The following is a 20,905-nucleotide window of genomic DNA, read 5'->3' on the forward strand; positions in this document are numbered from 1 at the left end:
CTCCTGAGTGGGGAAGGTTTTTTTAACCTTCCTTGGCTTTGGATTCCGCCGCTTCTTCTTTCATCAGGTTTTCCTGGGCGATGGCCAGCATCAGCTTGATGCGGTTCTCCTGGTTGACGTGGCTGGCCGACGGATCGTAGTCGATCGGCACGATGTTGGCCTGGGGCACCCGCTCGCGCACCGCGTGGAACATCCCTTTGGCGCAGATATGGTTGGGCAGGCACCCGAACGGCTGGGCGCAGATGATGTTGGAGAAGCCCATGTGGACCAGTCCAAGCATCTCGGCGGTGAGCAGCCATCCTTCACCCATCTTGACGCCAAAGTCGATCAAGCCTTCGTCGTACGCCTTGGTCATCCGGTACGGCTCGGGAGCGTTGAACCCGCCTTGCTTCATCGCCCTGAGTTCCATCGCCTCGATCATGAAGGCCACATGGTTTGCGAAGTTGTTCAGGATGGATGCCCAGAACAGATGGCCGTAGTAATGACGGTCAAGCTGGGCGTTGTCGATGCCGTAGTACAGGAAATCCATCAACGGCGGGATCATCACCTCGCATCCTTGGTCTTCCAGAAACTTCTGCAGTCCGTTGTTCCCCAGGGCAGGAGTACTTCATGTAGATTTCCCCGACGATCCCCACTTTGATCTTCCGTTCCTTCTTCACCGGGATGGCGGCGAACTCATGGACGATTTTCTCAAAGTTATGCCGCATCGCCCACCCAATGTACCCATGGTTCTTGGCGAACTTGTCCCCGATGATCTTGATCCATTTCTCCACCAGGGCGTCGGTCTGTCCCTTGGTGGTCTCGTACGGCCGGACCTGGTTGCTGACCATCATCAACAGGTCACCGTAGACGAATCCGCAGTAGGCGTGGAGAATCATGATCGGGGTGAGTTTGAAGCCTGGGTTCTCATCCATGCCCTTGAGGTTCAGGCTGATCACCGGAATATAGTCCATCTTGCATTCGTGCAGCGCTTTTTTCAGCAGGAACAGGTAGTTGCTGGCCCGGCATCCTCCGCCGGTCTGGGTGATCACCAGCGCAACCTTGTGGGTGTCGTACTTTCCGCTCAACAAGGCGTCGATGAACTGTCCGATGACCAGCTGGGCGGGGTAGCAGATGTCGTTATGGACGTACCGCATCCCTTCCCGGATGACGTTCGGTCCCCGATTGGTCAACAGTTCGGCCTGATAGCCATGATTGACGAATACTTTCATGATCAGGGAGAAATGGATCGGCAGCATGTCGGGGATCAACAGGACATGGTCTTTCTTCATCTCTTTGGTGAATGGCGCGCTCATGCGTTTTCCTTTTCCTCCACGGCGGCGAGCAGGCTGCGGATCCGGATGCGGACCGCACCGAGGTTGGTGATCTCGTCGATCTTGATCTGCGTGTAGATCCGGTCTTTCTGTTTGAGAATGGCTCGAATCTCATCCGATGTGACGGCGTCCAGTCCGCATCCGAAACTGACCAGTTGCACCACGTGCATGTCCGGTTGGTCCAATGTGTACCGCGCGGCGTCATACATCCGGGCGTGGTACGTCCATTGGTTCAGTACGGTGCGCTTCTCCTTTCCCACCAAAGGGGAGAGACTGTCGCCGGAGATGACGGCGCAACCGCACTGCAGCATCAACCGGTCAATGCCATGGTTGACTTCCGGATCGTTGTGGTACGGACGGCCCACCAGCACGATGATCGGCATATGGCGGGACCTGGCTTCCTGGATAATGGCCTGTGATTGTTCGCGAACCGCCGTCATGTAATCATCATACGCCTGGTACGCTTTCTCACTTGCCATCTTGATCTCGCTTTTCCGGAACTTGCCCAGTTGTTTCAGCACTTCCTCCATCCGTTTGGGGAAGAACGCCCGGTCGGAGAGGGAAACGTACGGACTGAACAGGTTGATCCTCCCGTCCTGGACGGCGGGGATGTTGTGCTTCAACACCTCAGGGTAGTAGGCGACCACCGGACAGTTGAAATGGTTGTCTCCTTTTCCCTCGTCGATGTTGTAGCTGGAACACGGGTAGAAGATCGTCGAGACTCCTTCGTTGTACAAGGAGAGGACATGGCCATGGAGCAGTTTCGCCGGATAGCAGATCGTATCGGACGAAATGGTGGATTGGCCCAAAAGATAGGTGGAACGGGTCGACTGGGGGGAAACGACCACTTCATATCCAAGAGAGGTGAAGAACGTGTACCAGAAGGGGAGGTTCTCCCAGAAGTTCAGCCCCATGGGAAGCCCGATTTTTCCTCGTGGGCCGGCAAGGGGTTTGAACCGCACCATGTATTCCTGTTTGAATGCCGTGATGTCCAGAGTGGAAGGATTGGAGATGAACTTTGCAGGGTTGACGATCCGCTCGCACTTGTTGCCGCTGATCATCTTCCGTCCATGGTCGAACATGTTGATCGTCAGCTGGCAGTGGTTGGTGCATCCCTTGCACTGCACCGTCTTGGTGCTGTGGGTGAAGGTGGTCAGTTGCTGAAGGTCCAGCATGGTCCGTTCCCGTGGCGCTTTGGCGTGCTGGCGCATGGCGTACAGGGCGCAGCCATAAGCGCCCATCAAGCCGGCCTGGTCGACACGGACCACCTGGGTCTGCAGCTCGTTCTCAAACGCCCGGAGTACGGCGTCATTGAGGAACGTTCCTCCCTGGACGACGATGTGGCGTCCCAACGTGGTGGCGTCGGTGGAACGGATCACCTTGTACAAGGCGTTCTTCACCACGCTGATGGCAAGTCCTGCGAAGATGTCAGCCACCGAGGCGCCGTCTTTCTGGGCCTGCTTCACCTGGCTGTTCATGAATACCGTGCACCGTGACCCCAGGTCGACCGGCCGCTTGGCCGTCAACGCCAAGGCAGCCGCCTGGGCGGGGGTGTAGCCGAGCGCCTGGCTGAAGGTCTGCAGGAAACTTCCACAACCCGAGGAGCAGGCTTCGTTGAGGAAGATGTCGTCCACCACACCGTCGCGGATCTTGAAGCACTTGATGTCCTGCCCGCCGATGTCGATGATGAAGTCAACGTCCGGCATGAACGTCCGCGCGCTGATGAAATGGGCGATCGTCTCGACGATGGAATACTCCAGGTCGAACGCGTTTTTGATCAACGCCTCACCGTAACCGGTGGAACACCCTTTCTGCAGGTGGACGTTGGGGTAGGTGGCCTGGACATCACTGAGAAACGCCCTGACCGCTTCCACCGGGTTGCCGTTGTTGTTCTCGTATCGGCTGTACAGCAGGTTTCCCTTGGTATCGATGACGCATCCCTTGATCGTCGTCGAACCGGAGTCGATGCCGACGAACGCGTCCCCTTGGTAGGTTTCGATCGGGGCGGTGGGAAGTTTCGCCTTTGCATGACGGTCCAAAAACCGTTTGCGGTCTTCTTCGTCCTTGAACAGCGGCTGAAGGCTTACGTACGACCCTTTGTTGGTGTATTCCTTCAGGTCTTTCTCAAGCATCTCGTAGGTGACGTTTTTGCCACCCGGGGCAAGCGCCGTTCCCAACGCAACGTAGTACAGGGAGTTCTCTGGGCAGAGCCCGGTGACTCCCAGCGTCTCGTCGAAACAGCGCCGCAGGGTGGGAAGGAACGTCAGCGGCCCTCCCAGATAGACGACGTTGCCGGCGATCGGCCGGCCTTGGGCAAGCCCGGTGATCGTCTGGTTGACCACCGATTGGAATACGGAAAGGATGATGTCGCTTTTCTCAGCCCCTTGGTTGATCAACGGCTGGACGTCGCTTTTTGCGAACACCCCGCATCTGCTTGCGATGGTGTAGGTCTGCTTGGCTTGTTTGGCAAGCTGGTCCAGCTGGTCGTCCTTGACGTTCAGAAGCGATGCCATCTGGTCGATGAAGCTCCCCGTGCCACCGGCGCAGGTACCGTTCATCCTCACTTCCAGGTTTCCTTTGAGAAACAGGATCTTGGCGTCCTCTCCGCCAAGCTCAATGACCACGTCACTGCCGGGCAGGTAGGCAAGAATCGCCGTACGGGTGGCGTACACCTCCTGGACGAACGGCATGGAAAGGTTCTGTGCCATACCCATGCCGGCCGAGCCGGAAACGGAGAACGTGAAAAGACCGTCCGGCAGATACGGTTTCAGCTGGGAGAGCAGGGACAGGGCCGTTTCCGGAATCTGGGAATAGTGCCGTTGGTACTGTTTGAACACCAGATTCCCCGCATCGTCCAGCAGGACGCATTTCATCGTGGTGGAACCTACATCAAGTCCGAGTCTCACGTTTCGCTTCTCCCTACTTCTTGTCCATGGACATCGAAGTCGATCCACGTTGTTTCGCTGACCGCCTTGTCCAGCAATGGTTCAATCTCCATGGCGTGGTAATGCTCCGCCATGACCTGTTTGTCCGGCCGTACCAAGGGGTGCCGTGGCGAGAAGATCACGCAACAGTCCTCATAGGGGAGAATGGAAGTCTGGTAGGTGCCGATTTTCTCAGCAAGGCCCATGATTTCCTGTTTGTCCATGCCCACAAGCGGTCGAAGCACCAGTCGTTGGCTCATGCTGTCCGACCATGCCATCGATTCCAGCGTCTGGCTTGCCACCTGGGAGAGCGCCTCCCCGGTGACGATGGCAAGCGCCCCTGCTTTGTCGGCGAGCCGGTTGGCCACCTGCATCATGGCCCCGCGGAACATCAGGGTATGCTCGTCTTCCGGACTGTGATCCTTGATCCACAGCTGGGGTTCGGTGAACGGCACCACCCACAGGCGCATGCCCATGTTGTACGGGGCGAGCAGGCTGGCGAGCTTCTTCACTTTGCCAAGCGCTTCCTCACTGGTGTACGGATAGGCGTGGAAGTAGATCGCCTCGGTTTTCAAGCCGCGGCCTGCCATCTTGTAACAGGCAACCGGACTGTCGATCCCTCCGGAGAGAAGCAACATCGCCTTGCCTGCCGTGGTGCAGGGGAGTCCCGAAGGACCGGGTTGCGGACTGGTGTACAGGTACGCTTCGTCACGGATCTCGCAGTACAGCACCATCTCGGGATCCTTCACCGATACCTTCATGGCGGGATAGGTTTCCAGCACCACGCCTCCCAGGTCGCAGTCGATCTGGTAGCTGGTCAGCGGAAACTGTTTGTCACTTCTCCTGCTTTCCACCTTGAACGTCCCCTTTCCGGAGGAGAACGGTGGCTGGGTGATCAATTCCCTGGCCTTGTTCCGGATGGCATCCATCTCCTTGGGGCAGCGGACGCACTGGGAGTAACCCACCACGCCGAAGGTGGTGCGGAACGCCATGTCGATGATTTCCCGAGGGCAATCGTCACTGATGTCGAAGTACAACCGGCCTTTCTGCTTGTGTTCTTCGCTGTGGTACGGTTTGAGCTTGGCCTTGATGTTCTGCTTCAACCGTCGTTCAAAGAACCCACGGTTCAACCCTTTCAGGGAAATCTCGCCCAATCGGACGAGATACAGTGTGGAATTTCCCATATCAACCCCTTCCCAACAGGTGACGGATCGTCTGGCACAAAAGCATGACTTCCTGTTCCGTCGTTTGGTATCCCAGCGAGATGCGGATCGAACCACGCGCCTGGGCGGGGCTGAAACGCATCGCCGTTATGACGCTCTCCTGTTTCCCCTGGGCGTTGTTGGAACAGGCGGAGCCAGCGGAAACACAGAAGTCCGCGTCGTACAGCATCCGGGTGAACACCTCGCTGGGGTAGGTGTCCGTCGTGATGTTCAGGATCCAGGGAGAAGATCCTTTCGTTGGTGTCAGGAACTGGACGACACCGTCCAGCTCGATTCGGATCATGTGGTTCAAGTGAACCGCTTGTTCGTAATGGGCGTCCAGCGAGGAAAGCGCGTCCTGGACGGCCACCGTCATCGCGGCGATGCCCGGCGTGTTTTCCGTCCCCGGCCTGAGCGCCGCTTCCTGCTCTCCTCCACGGGAAAGTCCGATGACCGCCGGGTCGGTGTTGTACAGAAGCCCGACGCCTTTTGGGCCTTGGAGCTTGTGTGCGGAGAACGCAGCGCTGTCCACCCCAAGATCGGTCAGGCGGAACGGGATTTTCCCCAGCGCCTGGGTTGCGTCGGTGTGGACATGAATCTTTCTGCCGCCATGCGTGGCTTGATAGTCCTTGCAGATCTGGACGATTTCCTTCACCGGCTGGATCGTTCCGGTGACGTTGTTGACCAGCATGATGGCGACCATACGGGTCTGTGGCGTGAGGAGCGACGCGATGGTGTCGGGATCGACGAATCCTTCCGGAGCGTCCACCAGACTTACGTTCCATCCTTTTTCTTTCAGAAGGCGCACATACCCTTTGACGGCGTTGTGCTCGATGGACGGGATGATCACATGGCCAGGCTGGGGACTCCATAGAAGACTTTGCAGTACGATGGCGTTGGACTCAGTGGAGCAGGCGGTGAAGAAAAGCTGGTTCGCGGAAACCCCGAGAAGTGAGGCCAGCGTCGCTCGGTTCCCTTCCAACAGGGCGCGTGCCTCACGACCGGCCTTGTGCCGGGATGACGGGTTTCCCCAATCTTCGTTGCTTGCCTCAATATATGCATGCAATGCGCGATCACTGATTTTGGTCGTCGCGGCATTGTCGAAATACCAAACCTGTTTCATCTCAAGCCATAATGTATCTACTTTTCCCCCCTGAGGGAAGTGGTATGGAACCATCTTGTAACAGTGGACGGAAACTGGTAAAAAGAAACCATGGAAACCCTTCTGAAAAGCACGCTTGCCGCAGGCCGGACGACCAACGTACTGCTCTCTTCCGGCTTGAAGGATCTTGCATCCTATCTCAGTGGGTATGGGAGGAACGTGATGTGGGTGTTCGACACCAATACGTCGAACCTGTTCAAGCAGCTTCCAACCAACAATATCGTGCTGGAAAACGGAGAAGAGAACAAGAATCTGAAATCATTGCTTCGCATTCTTTCCACGGCGAGTGACAACGGCATGGCCCGTGATTCACGCTTCATCGGTTTTGGAGGGGGAGTTGTCTGTGATCTGACGGCGCTTGCCGCATCGCTGTACATGCGCGGTTGCCATCTGACGTTGGTGCCCACCACGTTGCTGTGCATGTGTGACGCAAGCCTTGGAGGCAAGACGGCCATCGACTATGGAGGGACGAAAAACCTGATCGGCACGTTCAATCCCGCCGACGAGGTCCTTGTGTGCGTCGATACGCTTCGCACGCTTTCCGACCATGAGTTCCTCAACGGGTTGGGGGAGGTGATCAAGCACGCGTTCCTCTCTCCGGACGAAGAACTGTACAAGTTCCTGATTGTCCATCACCGGGAGATCATGCAACGGGATGTCCCGACGCTTGACCAGCTTGTCACCCTTTCCTTGAACGTGAAAAACTGGTATCTGGAACAGGATCCGTTGGAAACCAAGGGGATCCGCAGCATGCTGAACCTGGGGCACACCTTCGGCCACGCGTTGGAATCGCTCAGCCATTTCTCCGGCATGAGCCACGGACAGGCTGTCGCCTGGGGTACCTGCCGTGCGGCGGAAGCCGCGCTGGAGCTGCACCTGGGGGATGAGACCTATCTGAACGGCATCATCAAACTGTTCCGTGATTACGGATTCCCGGTGGATTACCGCATCGGACGCGGGGATTGGATCGAATACGCGGAGCACCTGTCCCACGACAAGAAAAAGCTGGGCGGCGCGGTGCAGTTCATCATCCCGCTGTCCCAAGGAAACCTCAAGTTGATGCCCCTTGAGGTCCCGTTGGTCCAGAAACTGGTCATCGCAAAACCGTACTAATCGGCTTTCTTCAGCAGTTTTGCGTAGATCCGTTTCGCTTCCCGCTCATCATCCGTCTTTCCCGCGGTTTCCAGGTCTTCGACCAGTTGCCCCAGCGTGAAGAGGGTATCATCCAACGCGTCGAAGAAATTGCGGTTGGATGTGAAGCGGAACGTGTTGTTGTTCCCGTCCAGCGAAATGAACGCCAAGGTTTTGCGATCCTTCTTGGATTTGACGAAGCACATCAGGCTGTCCAGTTTCTCAACAAGCGCTTTGCTTTCCTCCAACGTGAACGTTCCGGTGGGGGGCGCGTCGTAGATCGGGGCGTCGGTCCGCAGCTTTCCCGCCAAATCGATGATGGAGAAGAACTTGTCTCCCTGATGGATCCGGTATCCTCCATACAGTACCACGGCATTGAAGTTCCGTGGGCGTTTGGGAGCGCGGTCGTTGGCTGTTTTCAGCGCCGCCAGATCTTCGTAGGGGATCAAGGCGCACACCTTGCCTTTGCGACCTCCCTGAGGAGCTTCGGTGGGATAGGTGTGGTGATACACCTGTACCATCTGGCCGGCCTGCTGGTTGTCCCGATAGCTTCCTTCCACCGGCGCGTGCGCCTTGTCGACGGACCGTTCCTCCTGGTTGTTCTTCCGGACGGCGAACGAACGGGTAAGCTGGGCGTACAAGCCGGGCTTGATCTCATCCAGCCATTCTTTCTGCAACGGGCTGACCGACCGGGCGTACATTCGGCTGGTCTGGACGATCTCGCCGGCGATGATGAACTGGGGAAGCGTGCGGAAATAATCGGAACCAGGATGAATGAAGATCTGGTTGGCCGTAAGCGACTGGTAGGCATTCCGTTCGGAACGAACGCAGATGTACTGCAACAGTCCGCTTGCGATGCAGATCAAAAACTCTTTGGGATTTCCGCCATGGGACAACGGGAACCCTATTTCGCCACAGATGTCCCCCAATTGTTCGGTGATGTGGACGATCTCCTGCATGCTCTGGAAATCCAGGTAGTAGGTCTTGCAGAACTTTTGCTTTTTCTCCTGGGTTTCGTTCTTCACGTACTGTTCGTACACATGCAGGTAGGTGACGAAGTCACCGTACGTCTTGTCTGCGAACGAGCGCTGGGCGGCGCGGGCCAGATCCTCTTCACCGGGAGGGAACAAAAACGGTGTCTTTGAGGAGAGGAACGCCACGGCGACCAGCACCTGCTGCAGCACATCGGGGTAGTGGAGAAGCGACTCGACGATCACCCGTGACTGACGGGGCAGCAACGGGAATTTGCACATCAGTTCCCCGGTTTTGGTCAGATGGCGGTCCTGGTCAATGGCGCCGATGAACCGGAGCGTCTCTTCGGCGCTCTGGATGGCGGAAAGCTTCGGCTTGGTGATGAACGGAAAATGTTCGTAATCATAAATGCCGAGGTCACTCATCCTCAGCACCACTTCGGACAGGTCGGTGCGGAGGATTTCCTCCGTGCTGTAGGAGAATCGGGACAGGAAATCCTTCTCTCCGTACAGGCGGTAACAGACACCTGGCCGGGTCCTTCCCGCTCTTCCCTTGCGCTGCTCTGCGGAGGATTTGGAGATGGGCAGGGCCACCAGACTGCTGGTGAAGTTCCTCTGGTTGTAGAAGTTGATCTTCGCCACGCCGCAGTCGATGACGGTGGTGATGCCATCGATCGTCACGCTGGTTTCGGCGATGTTGGTCGAGACGACCACCTTGGTCTTGCCTTTCGGCGTCGGAGTGAACACCGATTCCTGTTCTTCCTTGGAAAGACGGGCGTACAGCGGATAGATGACAAGATCCTCGTTGGGATCATCCATGTACAGGGCGTTGACCGTCTTGGTGATGTCGAACTCCCCGGGAAGGAAGATCAAAATATCGCCGTTCTTCTTTCGCTGGCGTACGATGGAGAGGATGGAAGGGATCAGGCTGTCGATGTCCGAGGCTCCCTTCATGTCCTTGTAGATCACCTGTACCGGGTATACCTGGCTGGTGATGGAGATGATCGGGCAGGAATCAAAGAACTCGGAGAACTTCTTCGTGTTGATCGTCGCCGATGAGATGATCACCCGGAACGATGGCCGTTGCTGGATGATGCCTTTGAGCATGCCGAGGATGAAATCGATGTTCAGCGACCGCTCGTGGGCCTCGTCCACCACCATGACGCCGTACTGGGTAAGGAGGGGATCGGTCTTCAGTTCCATCAGAAGGATTCCGTCCGTCATGATCTTGATGCGGGTTTGGGGGGACGTGGTGTCCGTAAACCGCATTTTGTAGCCGCAGTACTGCCCGTTCTGGTCCCCCAGCTGTTTCTTGATGAAATCGCAGACGGACAGCGTCGCGATCCTTCGCGGTTGGGTGATGCCGATCACCCCGGTCTCCGCGTACCCCGCTTCCTTGAGAATCAAGGGCAGTTGGGTTGTCTTACCCGAACCGGTCGGGCTTTCCACGACGATCACCTGGTGCGTTTTCAATGCGTCCAGGATGTCCTGGCGATGCTGCCAGACGGGCAGGCTTTTGAAATCCATCAAATCAACTTCCTTTACGGATCGTCTCGATCGCTTCCTCGAGACTGATCATTTGTTTGTTTTCACGGTCGAGCAGGTTTTTCAGCGTCACCTTGTCCGCGTCATGCTCGTTGGAGCCGCAGATCAAGGCGTACGGAATGCGCTGCTGTTCGGCGTATTTGAATTGGGCGCCGATCTTCTTGTTTTCCAGAAGGTATTCATCCACCCGCAGTCCCGCGTTCCGCATGGCCCGGGCAAGCTGATGATACCACGGACGAAGGTTCTCATCCATGGCGAAGATGATCACATCCGCCGCAGAAGAGGCGGACAGCAGCGGGCTTTTCAGTTCGGTCAGCGCGGCGATCAGGCGGTCAAGCCCGATGGACGAACCGACACCGGGCAGTTCCTGCTTGGTGTACAGCGAAGCGAGGTTGTTGTACCGTCCGCCGGAACAGACCGAACCGAACTGGTCCATTCCATCCAGGAACGTTTCATAGACGATGCCGGTGTAGTAGTCCAGGCCACGGGTGATGGAAGGATCATAGACGAAGTGGCCGGCAATGCCGTCATCAGCCAGATAGGAATAAATCTTTTCCATCCGCGCCGTGTGGGTCTGCTCTCCGCCGGCAAGCTGGGAGAGTCGTGCCAACGTCTGGGGGAAGCTTTCAGCTTCTTCCGGTTTGGTGATGAACTGCATGATGGCCTGGGCCTTTGCCTGGTCTTTGGTCAGTGCGGCAAGTTCCGCCTTGGTCTCCTCAGCTCCGATTTTCCGCAGTTTGTCCACCGTCCGGAGGATTTCAGTCGTCTGACTTTCCACGCCGATATGTTGGAGGAATGCGTTGAACAACCCCCGGTGTGCGACATGGAACGTATAGCCGGGAATTCCCAGCATGGCGAAGGAAGAATCCATCATGGAAAGGATTTCAAAATCCGCCTCGGCGTTGTCCACGCCGACGATGTCGAAATCACATTGGGTGAATTCCCGGAATCTTCCTTTCTGGGGATTCTCGCCGCGCCACACTTTGTCGATATGAAATCGTTTGAACGGAAGGGGAAGCTCCGCCAGATGGGCCGCCATGAACCGGGCGAACGGGACGGTCAGGTCAAAGCGCATCGCCACATCACGTTCCCCGTTGTCCTTGAACCGGAAAATCTGCTTGTCCGTCTCTCCGCCGCCTTTGCCAAGCAGCACATCGGTGTATTCCAGCACCGGAGTGTCGATCGGGACGAACCCATAGGTGGAGAAATTCCGTTCCAGTTTCGCGATGATCGCTTTTTTTCCGATTTCCGTTTCCGGCATTGAATCCCGGAAACCTTTCAGTATTTTGGGCTCTATGATGTTCCCGCTTCCCACGGTGGTACGCTCCTGTTGTATTTTTATTCTGATTCGTGTACAAATAATTCTATAACAGACGTAACGTCGACTGCAATACTGCAGTTTTCAATCTTTATCATTTGAGTGACATATGCTGGTCAGATATAAACAGGATGAAAAGGGTAGAAGCGTAGCCTTCGCCAATATTTACACGCCGAACGAACACCACATCAATCCGGCGCTGGTCGACAGGGATGCGGCGTGGGCGGTGCGCAAGCTCCAGCAAAGCGGAGCGGAAGCGTACTTGGTCGGAGGCGCGGTGAGGGACCTGTTGCTTGGCCTGATCCCCAAGGATTTCGACATCACCACCAGCGCGTCCCCCCGGCAGATCCAGCGGCTTTTTTACAACGCCCGGATCATCGGCCGGCGATTCAAGCTGGTCCATCTGATCTTCGGCGAGAAGATCATCGAGTGCTCTACGTTCCGTTCCGGCGAAGAGGCGGAGGATGGGTCGAACAATGTGTTCGGTTCGGTGGACCAGGATGCCAAACGGCGGGATTTCACCATCAATTCGCTGTACTACAACCCCACCAATGGACAACTGTTGGATTTCAACCACGCCATGGAGGATTTCAAAAAGCGCAGGATCCGATCGATCATCCCGTTGGATGATTCGTTCACCGAAGATCCCGTGCGGATGATCCGTGCCGTGAAGTATTCGGTTACTACTGGATTCCGTCTGCAGTGGGACGTACGTCGCGCCATACACCGCTACAGCGGAGAACTTGCCCGTACCTCTACTTCCCGCCTGACGGAGGAAGTGAACAAGATTCTGGCCAGTGGCCGGTGCACGGACATATTCCTCGCCCTTGAGAAGTACAACCTGCTGGTCTACATGCTTCCCTGTTTCAGCGTCTACTGTAAGTTTGAGAAGGAAAAGCAGAGTCTCAGGGAGCTTGACCGTCTGGTGGGACTTGCCAAACAAGGCAAAGGTCCGGAGGTCAGCCTTGCCGACCAGATCCGGTATCTCGTCGCCCCTTTGATCGTCTACCAGGATGAGAACCAGAGTGGTTCTGACCGGTTCCATGAGACATACCGGCAGATCAAAGTGTTGCTCAGCCCGATGACGCCTCCCAACTACGAGATTGAGAAGGCAAGCGCCCAACTGCTCTCCGACCATGGATTCAAAGTGCCCCGTACCTACGGAGGCAGACAGAAGCGCGCCCCGAACCTCTCTCCCCCGCAGAACATCAGCACGGGGAAGAGGAGAGGGGAGAAGAAGACGCTCTGGCGCTCCGCATGGGAAAGCTCCGGCCCCCGTTGTTGTGCAGAGCCAGGTGGCGCGGACCAGCGCCGAAGCGCACGATCTGTGATCAGCCCCACTCCTCGATTTCGATGGAGACGGACGCGACGAAAATCGAACTGTATTTTTCCAGACTGTCCGCGATGTATTCCTGAAGTTCGGTGATGGACGTGGAGATTTGGTGCTGGACCGGCATGCGGAGCTGGACGTTCAGCACATAGCCTTCCTGGCTTAACTGGGCCGTCACTCCCTTGACCTGGATCTGGCTGTCGAATTCCGACAGACACTGTGCGACCATCTGTTTCAACGCTGCGTCACTAATCTGCACTTTCGCGTACTTGCTGAACTCCGGGCGCACAATGGTCTTTTCGTATCCTTCATTCTTGAAATGGAACAATCCGTTTTTCTTGCGGAAAAAGACCCGCAGTGAGTCGTAGACGATCTGCGGATAGGTGCGGGTCACCTCGATGGTGGGCACCGGGAATAACGTGTTTGCCTTCCGTATAGCGGCTGCGCATCGCCGCCTCGATCTCTTCCTTGGTGGCGATGTCCTCGATGTGGATGATTTTTTCCGGTTGGGGGAAGCCCAAGCCGTTCGGCGATCTTGTAGGCCATCTTCTCGCTGGTGGCGATGATCAACAGGCGATGATACTTCTGTTTGTTCAGCGCCGCCACCACCTTGGGCAGCGGTGCTCGTCGTCATCAAATACCGCGGTGCGCACGGCCTGCGAGCATGCTTTCCGCGCGTTTTGCCGAGCGTCCGGCGAGAATCCGGTCCCCTTTGATGAGCAGACCGTCATCGATGATCAACTGACAATGGTATTTTTCCGCGATGATCTTGGATCGGAAACTTTTTCCGGTTCCGCTTTTTCCCACCAATGCAATCGATTTTGGCGCTTTAATCTTCCAGAAAGCATATCTGAAAACCCTGTTCATTGCAGTTCATTGTGTCATTCAGGCTTGAAAATGACAAGATGTGAAGATGATCGGAAAACCTTGCAACAAGGGAAGGGACTCGATACAATACCAACAAACCCTTTGGCGTATTGTGAAATTGGTTTGTGTGCGATACGATAAAGGGAAGTTTTGTGTGGGAGTGTGCCTGGCTTTCCGTCAGGTCATGAAGGAGTCTTTTTTCCATGAGAACACCTACGTTCAGCAAAGGTGGCGTGCATCCCAAGGACATGAAGCAGATCAGCAAGGACAAGCCGATCGAACCGCTTCCTATGCCTGCCGAGTTGCTCGTCTCCTTGTCCCAGCATCTTGGCGCGCCGGCAAAAGCCACCAAGGCCAAAGGTGACACCGTCACCCGCGGGGAAAAGATCGGGGTCGCCGCTGGCTTCATCAGCGCCGATGTGCATAGTCCGGTAAGCGGGAAGATCACCGATATCCGGCCTGTCGTGCTGTCCAGTGGCGTCGTCTGTGACGCGTATGTGATCCAACCGGATCCCCAACAACCGGACTGGCCGACCGAGCGGCATGACTGGAGGGCACAGACTCCGGAGGAACTGCTTGGTGAAGTAAAGGATTACGGAATCGTCGGGATGGGAGGGGCTACGTTCCCAACCCACGTGAAGCTTTCCATTCCCAAAGACAAGAGCGTCGACGCCCTTGTGGTCAACGGGGTGGAATGCGAACCGTACCTAACCGCAGATTACCGCTTGGCGCTGGAACAGGGGAAAGAGGTGCTTGAGGGCGCTCAGATCGCCGCAAAGATCACCCGCGCGAAACGCATCATCGTCGGCGTCGAGGCCAACAAGCCGGATGTCGTCGCGAGCCTGAAAGAAATCGTCGCCAACAACAACCTGCCCATTGAGGTGGTCATGTTGAAGATGAAGTACCCCCAAGGTGATGAAAAACAGCTGCTCAAGTCGTTGATCAACCGGGAAATTCCTTCCGGGAAACTCCCGTTGGACGTGGGTGCCGTGGTATGTAACATGGGTACCTGCAAGGCGATGTTCGATGCCATCGTGCTGCACAAGCCGCTGGTGGAACGGATCATCACCATCACCGGGGAATGCATCAAGGAGCCGAAAAACATCCTGGCTCCCATCGGAACGAAGATCAGTGATCTGCTGGCGTTCTGCGGAGGGTTCTCCACCCAGCCGGACAAGATGATCTGCGGAGGCCCGATGATGGGGTTCGCGTTCAGCAATCTGGACACCCCGATCTGCAAGGGTTCCAGCGGTATCGTGGCGCTTCCCAAACAGAAGCAATACCGGCAGACGCCGTGTCTGAACTGTGGAAAATGTGTCGCTTCCTGCCCGATAGGACTGGAGCCGGCCAGACTGTACCGGTATATCACCCATGGTGATTATGCCCTTGCCATGGCAAACAGCCTGATGGACTGCAAGGAGTGCGGATGCTGCGCCTACAGTTGTCCCGCGCAACTGCCGTTGGTGCAGGCATTCAAGACCGGCAAGAAACTGGGGAGGAAAAAGAAATGATGCAGAATCCTACGCTGACGGTTTCCACGTCTCCGCATGTCCATGCGAAGTGTGATACCGCCACCATCATGTGGATGGTAAGCGCCGCTCTGGCGCCCAGCGCGCTCTGGGGTGTCTATGCCTTTGGCGTGCGGGCTCTGGTGGTGCTTCTTGTCTCCATCGCGTCCTCGATGCTCGCCGAACTCCTGGTCAACCTGAAGAAACATGAGCATACGTTGTGGGATGGTTCGGCGTTCGTCACCGGACTGTTGGTCGGAATGAACATGAGCCCGATCGTCCCGTTGTTCATACCGATCATCGCCAGTTTCTTCGCCATTCTGGTCGTCAAATGGACGTTTGGCGGACTTGGCGCCAACTGGGCCAATCCAGCTCTGGGCGGACGGGTGTTCGTGTTCTTCAGCTTCACCAGCCAGATGAGCACGTTTGTATTACCCAATTCGTTGCAGAAAGTGCTGGATCATATGAGTGATACCGTCTCAGGAGCGTCCAAACTGGTGGACACCCTCTCTTCCGCCACGCCGCTTTCCTATCTGAAAGCGCATATCACCCAGAATGCGGGTAGCATCGCCACGTTGGGGGATGGCAGTTATCCGGTCACCGATTTCGCAAAGCAGATCGGAACGGCGCTGCACATCAACCCGTACGCTGTCGATTCCTTCTTCGGGAACGTCGGAGGATGCATCGGTGAGGTTTCCACCATCCTGCTGATCGCAGGCGGCATCTTCCTGTTGTGCACCAAGGTGATCACCTGGCATATCCCGGTATCCTACCTTGCGTCCACCGCGTTGTTCACCTGGATGTTCGGAGGGATCCCCACCGGACAGGGAATGTTCCACGGCGAAATCTTCCTGCCGTTGGTGTCCGGCGGCCTGATGCTCGGCGCCATCTTCATGGCGACCGACTACGTGACCAGCCCGATCACCCACAAAGGACAGTTGCTGTTTGGCTTGGGATGCGGGTTCTTCACCTTCCTGTTCCGGACCTTCGGTTCCATGTCCGAAGCGGTTTCCGTCGCCATCCTGTTCATGAACATTTTGACACCGACCATTGACCGGTACATCACCAACAGAAAATTTGGTGAGGTGGTCAAGACTTCCAAGGAGGCGGCGAAATGACCAAGAACGCACGTTACACGTTGATTCTGTTCAGCATTTGCGCCGTCTGCGCATTGGTGCTTGCCGTTGCGAACAGCATCTTCAGCCCGATCATCGCCCGGCACCAGCAGGAAGCGACCCAAGCGGCGCTTTCCCCACTGGCGGGCGGATACACCGTAGGCGCATACACCACGGTGGAAGGGAATGAGACGGTAAGCGGTGAATACCTGCTTACTGATGGCAAGAACACCATCGGATATATTCTTAGCCTGAACGGACAAGGCTATGGTGGCGCGTTCACCATGCTTGCTTCCTATCGTACCTCCGGCGAGATCATCGCGGCCAAGATGATGACCAACAATGAGACGCCGGGAGTAGGGAAGAAGAGTGAGGAAGACTGGTATATGACGAAATTTGTCGGCACCGGTACGACAAGCAAGCCGGTTCCGACATCCAAGAGCTCGCTGTCCAAGGAGGACAGTGATGCGGTCAGCGGCGCGTCCGTCACCTTCCGAGGGGTCAGCACGACGCTTGCCAAAGGAGCGGCCTATGTCCAGGCCAAAGGAAGCGCAACATGAGTGAACAAGAACTTTCCTGTCATACGATGAATATGGAAATGCCGATGGATCAGGGAAACGGCACAGAGGCAAAAGGGAAGGCGGGCAAAATCAAGGAATTCACCAAAGGATTCCTGAAAGAGAACCCGACGTTCATCATCGTGCTCGGTCTCTGCCCGACGCTTTCCGTCTCCACACAGGTTTCCAATGGTTTGGGAATGGGACTTGCGGCGACGTTCGTCCTGTTCTTCTCCAACGTCATCATCAGCAGTTTGCGGAAGGTGATTCCTGACAGCATCCATATTCCCGCCTACATCGTGATCATCAGCACGTTGGTGACGTTGATCCAGATGTACCTGCAGGCGTACATGCCGGCGCTGGATGAAGCTCTCGGTGTGTATCTTCCGTTGATCGTTGTCAACTGCATCATTTTGGGACGCGCCGAAGCGTTCGCCAAGTACAATACCGTAGAGGACAGCGCACTGGACGGACTTGGGATGGGGCTTGGACTTACGATGAACCTGGTGTTGATCAGCTTGATCCGTGAGGTTCTTGGCCATGGCACCATCACGCTGTTCGCCACGAAGAATTGGGATGGCGTGATCCATGTTCCTTTGTTCGGAAAATATCCGGTGTCAGTCATGGTGGCTTCCGCCGGCGCATTGCTTCTGATGGGATATCTGATGCCGTTGTTCAAAGCGCTTGTTGACAAGGTGGAGGCGAAGAAATGACCATTCTTGCGATTCTGATTTTCTACATTTTCATCAATAACTGGATTTTGGTGAAGTTCCTCGGCCTCTGCCCGTTCATCGGTGTTTCCAAAAACAGCGAGAACGCGTTGGGCATGGGAATGGCGCTGACGTTCGTTACGGCAATCACCTCCGTGCTCACATGGGCAGTGTACCACGGTCTGCTCGTTCCGTTCCATCTGGAATACCTGGAGACACTGGCCTTCATCCTGGTGATCGCCTCGACGGTGCAGTTCGTCGAGATGGTCATCCGGAAGATCAGCCCTCCGCTGTACAAAGCGCTTGGGATTTACCTGCCGTTGATCACCACCAACTGTGTGGTTCTGGGTATCGCTTTGATCAACATTGACCAGAAGTTCAACGCGTTGGAGAGTTTCTTCGCAGGGTTGGCTTCCGGGCTTGGCTTCACTCTTGCCATCATCCTGATGAGCAACATCCGTGAGCGGCTGGACTACAAACCGGTTCCTGGTTCGTTCCGTGGCATGCCGATCGCCTTTATCTCCGCCGGTCTGATGGCTTTGGCGTTCAAAGGGTTCGACGCGTCGATGCTGACCAACCTGCACCTGCCGGCGCTTTCCTGAGGAGGAGATGAAATGGCTATTGTCAGTGCGGTAATTGTCGTCGCCGGTCTCGGCGCGTTGTTTGGATATCTTCTTTCCTGGGCGGAGAAAAAACTTGCCATCCAGAAGAACGAGAAGGAAGTGCAGCTGGAAGCGGTCATGCCCGGCGCAAACTGTGGTGGATGTGGCTTTGCCGGATGCAACGCCTATGCCGACGCCGTGGCGCGAGGCGAGGCGGAGATCGGCCTGTGCATTCCTGGTGGCGCGGCAACGGCCGCCAAGATGGCGGAGATCATGGGCACCAACGCTCCGGTGGAAGGGGATAATCGCCGAAAGGTCGCCCATGTGTTCTGCAAAGGGGACTGCAACGTCACCGGCAAGGAATACCTGTACAAGGGATTGGATGACTGCAACAGCGCAGCTCTTCTGTTTGGCGGTGACAACCAATGTAAGAGTGGATGCCTCCATCTGGGTTCCTGCATCAAGGTGTGTCCCGTTGGGGCCATCTCCAAAAACAAGGAAGGACACATCGTGGTGGATGAGGCCAAATGCATTTCCTGCGAGAAGTGTGTGAAGGTATGTCCGACCGGTGTCATCCGGATGCTGTATGAAGACAGTGAGTATGTGGTGGATTGCTCCAACCATGAGACGGGAGCGGTGGTCAGGAAAAAGTGTTCCGTCGGATGCATCGGGTGCAAGATCTGCCAGGTGAAATTCCCGGAATCCGGGTTCACCGTGGACAACTTCCTTTCTTCTTTCGACCAGACCAAACCTCATGCGCAGGCGGAAGACGCAAAGAACGCTTGTCCGGTGAAGGTCATTTCCAAACGGTAATCCTGCATGCCGTTTGTCATCGGTGGATATACTGAGCTTGGTTTCGGCACCCCGCAACGTTCGTTCGACGGGGTGCTTGATTCCATATTGAAACCGATCCTTACCTTGTTGTATCACCGCAAAGACGCATGCTTTTCGTTGGCGTTGAGCGGTGCGATGATCGAATGGCTGGAAGCGTACCACCCGGAAGTGAACATGTTGATCAGCGATCTGGTGAAGAAAAACCAGCTTTGCATGATCGGCGGCGCCTATTACCAGGGGATACTTTCGTTGCTTTCCTCCAAAGACAGGGGAGGGCAGATCGAGAAGTCAACGACGATGATCCGTCTCACCTATGGGCAGCGTATCGACACCATGTTCTGCTATTCCCAGGTGTTTTCCCCATACGTGCTTCATACCACGTCGTTGTGCGGGATCCGCAATCTGGTGATCAGCGGAAGCGGCGCTTCCACGGATACCCCAATCGCACCGTTCGTCATGCGGGAACAGGACAAGATGATGCACATCTTCCCGATCGATGACCGGGTATCGACGTTGACCTGGCAACTTTCCGAAGGGACGTTGACCTCCGTGGCATATCTGAAGGAAATGGAGACGTTGGTGCCGACCCTCTCCCAGACGGTGTTGTTCCTCAATCTGGACCAATTGGCAAAAGCGGCGCTTTCGCCGGAGACGACGCAAAAGCTCTGTGACCTGCTGTTCTCCCGTCCCACCTCCCTGCTCTCCTCGTTCGAGCCCGTGGAGGAAAAAGGATACCAATGCGACGGATGGTACGGGCACGACGCGGTGAAGGTTGGGGAAGGCTGTTTCAACCAGCTGTTCGTCAAGGATCAGGCGCTTTCCTATCTGTACAACCGGTATTCCACGTTGTTGGAGATCGCCAAGGCACGGAGGAAGTCCCGGGACGTGAAAAAACAGATGGAAAAGCTTCTCCTCTGCTGTGGGGCGGGCAATCCGTTTGTCATGGACGCGGACGCCTCCGCGCTTCGTCCTTCCGTCCGGCAGTGGTGTTATCACAAGCTTACCGAAGCGCAACTGTTGCTCGATCCCAAACTTCCCCAGCGATATGATTTTGATCGTGACGGCATCGAGGAATACGCCTATCAAGGCAAGAACTTCCTGGCCGTCCTTACGCCGCTCGGTGGAGCGGTTTCCGAACTGGTTCATCTCGCCACACTGACGAACTATGCCGGTGCTGGTGTGCCGCTCCTGGAATTTGGTTCCAGCGACGCCATTCATTCCGGATCCACTGGTGAGATGCTTCGTCTGTTCACCGATCTGTTCTTCTCCGATCCTGCCACGGCAAGCATCGCTCAGCACGCCGTGCGTCTCCGGTACGCGGTGGATGACACCCTTGGCCCCAAAGGGGAATTTTCCATGGTGGGGGTCCAGGGCACGTTGACGTATGCGAAAAAGTTCAAATTCCGGCAGAATACCGTGCTGGTGGACGTTTCGTTGTCCAACACCGGAGTCACCCCATGCAACGGATGGTATGGCATGGCGTTTCCTCTGTCCGTGGTTCCTCCCAAAGAGGCTGATTCCGTCACCTGTTCCGTCACCGATATGGAGCACAAGTCCCGCTCATGCCTTGAGCGGAAGATGATCCAGAGCGGCATCCGATCCGCGCGCCTTTTGGTGGGATCCACCGTCACGCTGTTCTCTGCGACTCCCTGTACGTTGGTCAAAGAGGATCATACCATCACCACGAAGACCGTCCAGCATGAAGAAACCATTCTGATGGACGTCCTGTTGCTTCCCTGTTTCCCGGTGGATCTTCCTCCGGGCGCGACCTGTTCCTTCACTCTGGGGCTCAGGGTGGAGAAGAAGTGATTGCACG

General features: G+C 56.1%; 14 protein-coding genes and 2 pseudogenes. 9 read left to right on the forward strand and 7 right to left on the reverse strand.

Annotated features, from left to right (window positions below; genetic code table 11):
• Window positions 1-22 precede the first annotated feature (22 nt).
• The 4 genes and pseudogenes from LKE28_00120 to LKE28_00135 form a co-directional block, all read right to left on the reverse strand.
• Window positions 23-544, reverse strand: a complete 522-nt coding sequence (locus LKE28_00120) for a hypothetical protein (protein MCH3906689.1) — start codon at window positions 542-544, stop codon at window positions 23-25.
• Window positions 489-4,186 (reverse strand): annotated as a pseudogene (locus tag LKE28_00125) (acyl-CoA dehydratase activase-related protein). The gene LKE28_00120 and the pseudogene LKE28_00125 overlap by 56 nt, the downstream one beginning before the upstream one ends.
• A 29-nt stretch (window positions 4,187-4,215) precedes the next feature.
• Window positions 4,216-5,421: a tRNA 4-thiouridine(8) synthase ThiI gene (thiI, locus tag LKE28_00130; protein ID MCH3906690.1), complete on the reverse strand. Its 1,206-nt coding sequence runs from the start codon at window positions 5,419-5,421 to the stop codon at window positions 4,216-4,218.
• A 1-nt stretch (window position 5,422) separates the two neighbouring features.
• Complete coding sequence (locus LKE28_00135; protein ID MCH3906691.1) at window positions 5,423-6,562, reverse strand: cysteine desulfurase; 1,140 nt, start codon at window positions 6,560-6,562, stop codon at window positions 5,423-5,425.
• 90 nt (window positions 6,563-6,652) lie between these two features.
• Between LKE28_00135 and LKE28_00140 the strand changes: the two genes are divergently transcribed.
• Entirely contained in the window at window positions 6,653-7,714 is a 1,062-nt protein-coding gene (locus LKE28_00140; protein ID MCH3906692.1) for a 3-dehydroquinate synthase, read from the forward strand.
• Here LKE28_00140 and LKE28_00145 read toward each other — a convergent pair.
• Window positions 7,711-10,230 carry an ATP-dependent RNA helicase gene (locus LKE28_00145; GenBank protein MCH3906693.1) on the reverse strand — a complete coding sequence of 840 codons (2,520 nt, stop codon included), beginning with the start codon at window positions 10,228-10,230 and terminating at the stop codon, window positions 7,711-7,713. The genes LKE28_00140 and LKE28_00145 overlap by 4 nt on opposite strands.
• A 4-nt stretch (window positions 10,231-10,234) precedes the next feature.
• Entirely contained in the window at window positions 10,235-11,509 is a 1,275-nt protein-coding gene (gene hisS, locus LKE28_00150; protein ID MCH3906694.1) for a histidine--tRNA ligase, read from the reverse strand.
• A gap of 166 nt (window positions 11,510-11,675) precedes the next feature.
• On the opposite strand from hisS, the gene LKE28_00155 reads away from it, so the two are divergent.
• Entirely contained in the window at window positions 11,676-12,992 is a 1,317-nt protein-coding gene (locus LKE28_00155; protein ID MCH3906695.1) for a poly(A) polymerase, read from the forward strand.
• Here the strand turns inward: LKE28_00155 and LKE28_00160 are convergent.
• Window positions 12,898-13,763, reverse strand: a pseudogene (locus tag LKE28_00160) (ATP-binding protein). The gene LKE28_00155 and the pseudogene LKE28_00160 sit on opposite strands and share 95 nt — an antisense overlap.
• A 203-nt stretch (window positions 13,764-13,966) precedes the next feature.
• Between LKE28_00160 and rsxC the strand changes: the two are divergent.
• The 7 genes from rsxC to LKE28_00195 are packed head-to-tail and all read left to right on the forward strand — an operon-like array spanning window position 13,967 to window position 20,898.
• A complete protein-coding gene (gene rsxC, locus LKE28_00165) occupies window positions 13,967-15,274 on the forward strand; it encodes an electron transport complex subunit RsxC (GenBank protein ID MCH3906696.1) in 1,308 nt (435 codons plus the stop codon).
• Window positions 15,271-16,389 (forward strand): RnfABCDGE type electron transport complex subunit D, encoded by a 1,119-nt coding sequence (locus LKE28_00170; GenBank protein ID MCH3906697.1) that lies wholly within the window; start codon window positions 15,271-15,273, stop codon window positions 16,387-16,389. Before rsxC ends, LKE28_00170 begins: the two co-directional genes overlap by 4 nt.
• Complete coding sequence (locus LKE28_00175; GenBank protein MCH3906698.1) at window positions 16,386-16,946, forward strand: FMN-binding protein; 561 nt, start codon at window positions 16,386-16,388, stop codon at window positions 16,944-16,946. Before LKE28_00170 ends, LKE28_00175 begins: the two co-directional genes overlap by 4 nt.
• The gene (gene rsxE, locus LKE28_00180; GenBank protein MCH3906699.1) at window positions 16,943-17,656 is read left to right on the forward strand and encodes an electron transport complex subunit RsxE; all 714 of its coding nucleotides are present in this window, start codon (window positions 16,943-16,945) and stop codon (window positions 17,654-17,656) included. Before LKE28_00175 ends, rsxE begins: the two co-directional genes overlap by 4 nt.
• Complete coding sequence (gene rsxA, locus LKE28_00185; protein ID MCH3906700.1) at window positions 17,653-18,255, forward strand: electron transport complex subunit RsxA; 603 nt, start codon at window positions 17,653-17,655, stop codon at window positions 18,253-18,255. Before rsxE ends, rsxA begins: the two co-directional genes overlap by 4 nt.
• A 12-nt stretch (window positions 18,256-18,267) precedes the next feature.
• Window positions 18,268-19,068 carry an RnfABCDGE type electron transport complex subunit B gene (locus LKE28_00190; GenBank protein MCH3906701.1) on the forward strand — a complete coding sequence of 267 codons (801 nt, stop codon included), beginning with the start codon at window positions 18,268-18,270 and terminating at the stop codon, window positions 19,066-19,068.
• Between the two features lie 6 nt (window positions 19,069-19,074).
• Window positions 19,075-20,898 carry a hypothetical protein gene (locus LKE28_00195; GenBank protein MCH3906702.1) on the forward strand — a complete coding sequence of 608 codons (1,824 nt, stop codon included), beginning with the start codon at window positions 19,075-19,077 and terminating at the stop codon, window positions 20,896-20,898.
• Window positions 20,899-20,905 lie beyond the last annotated feature (7 nt).

Source organism: Sphaerochaeta sp., from assembly GCA_022482495.1.
In the GTDB taxonomy this organism is placed as follows: Bacteria; Spirochaetota; Spirochaetia; order Sphaerochaetales; family Sphaerochaetaceae; genus RUG023.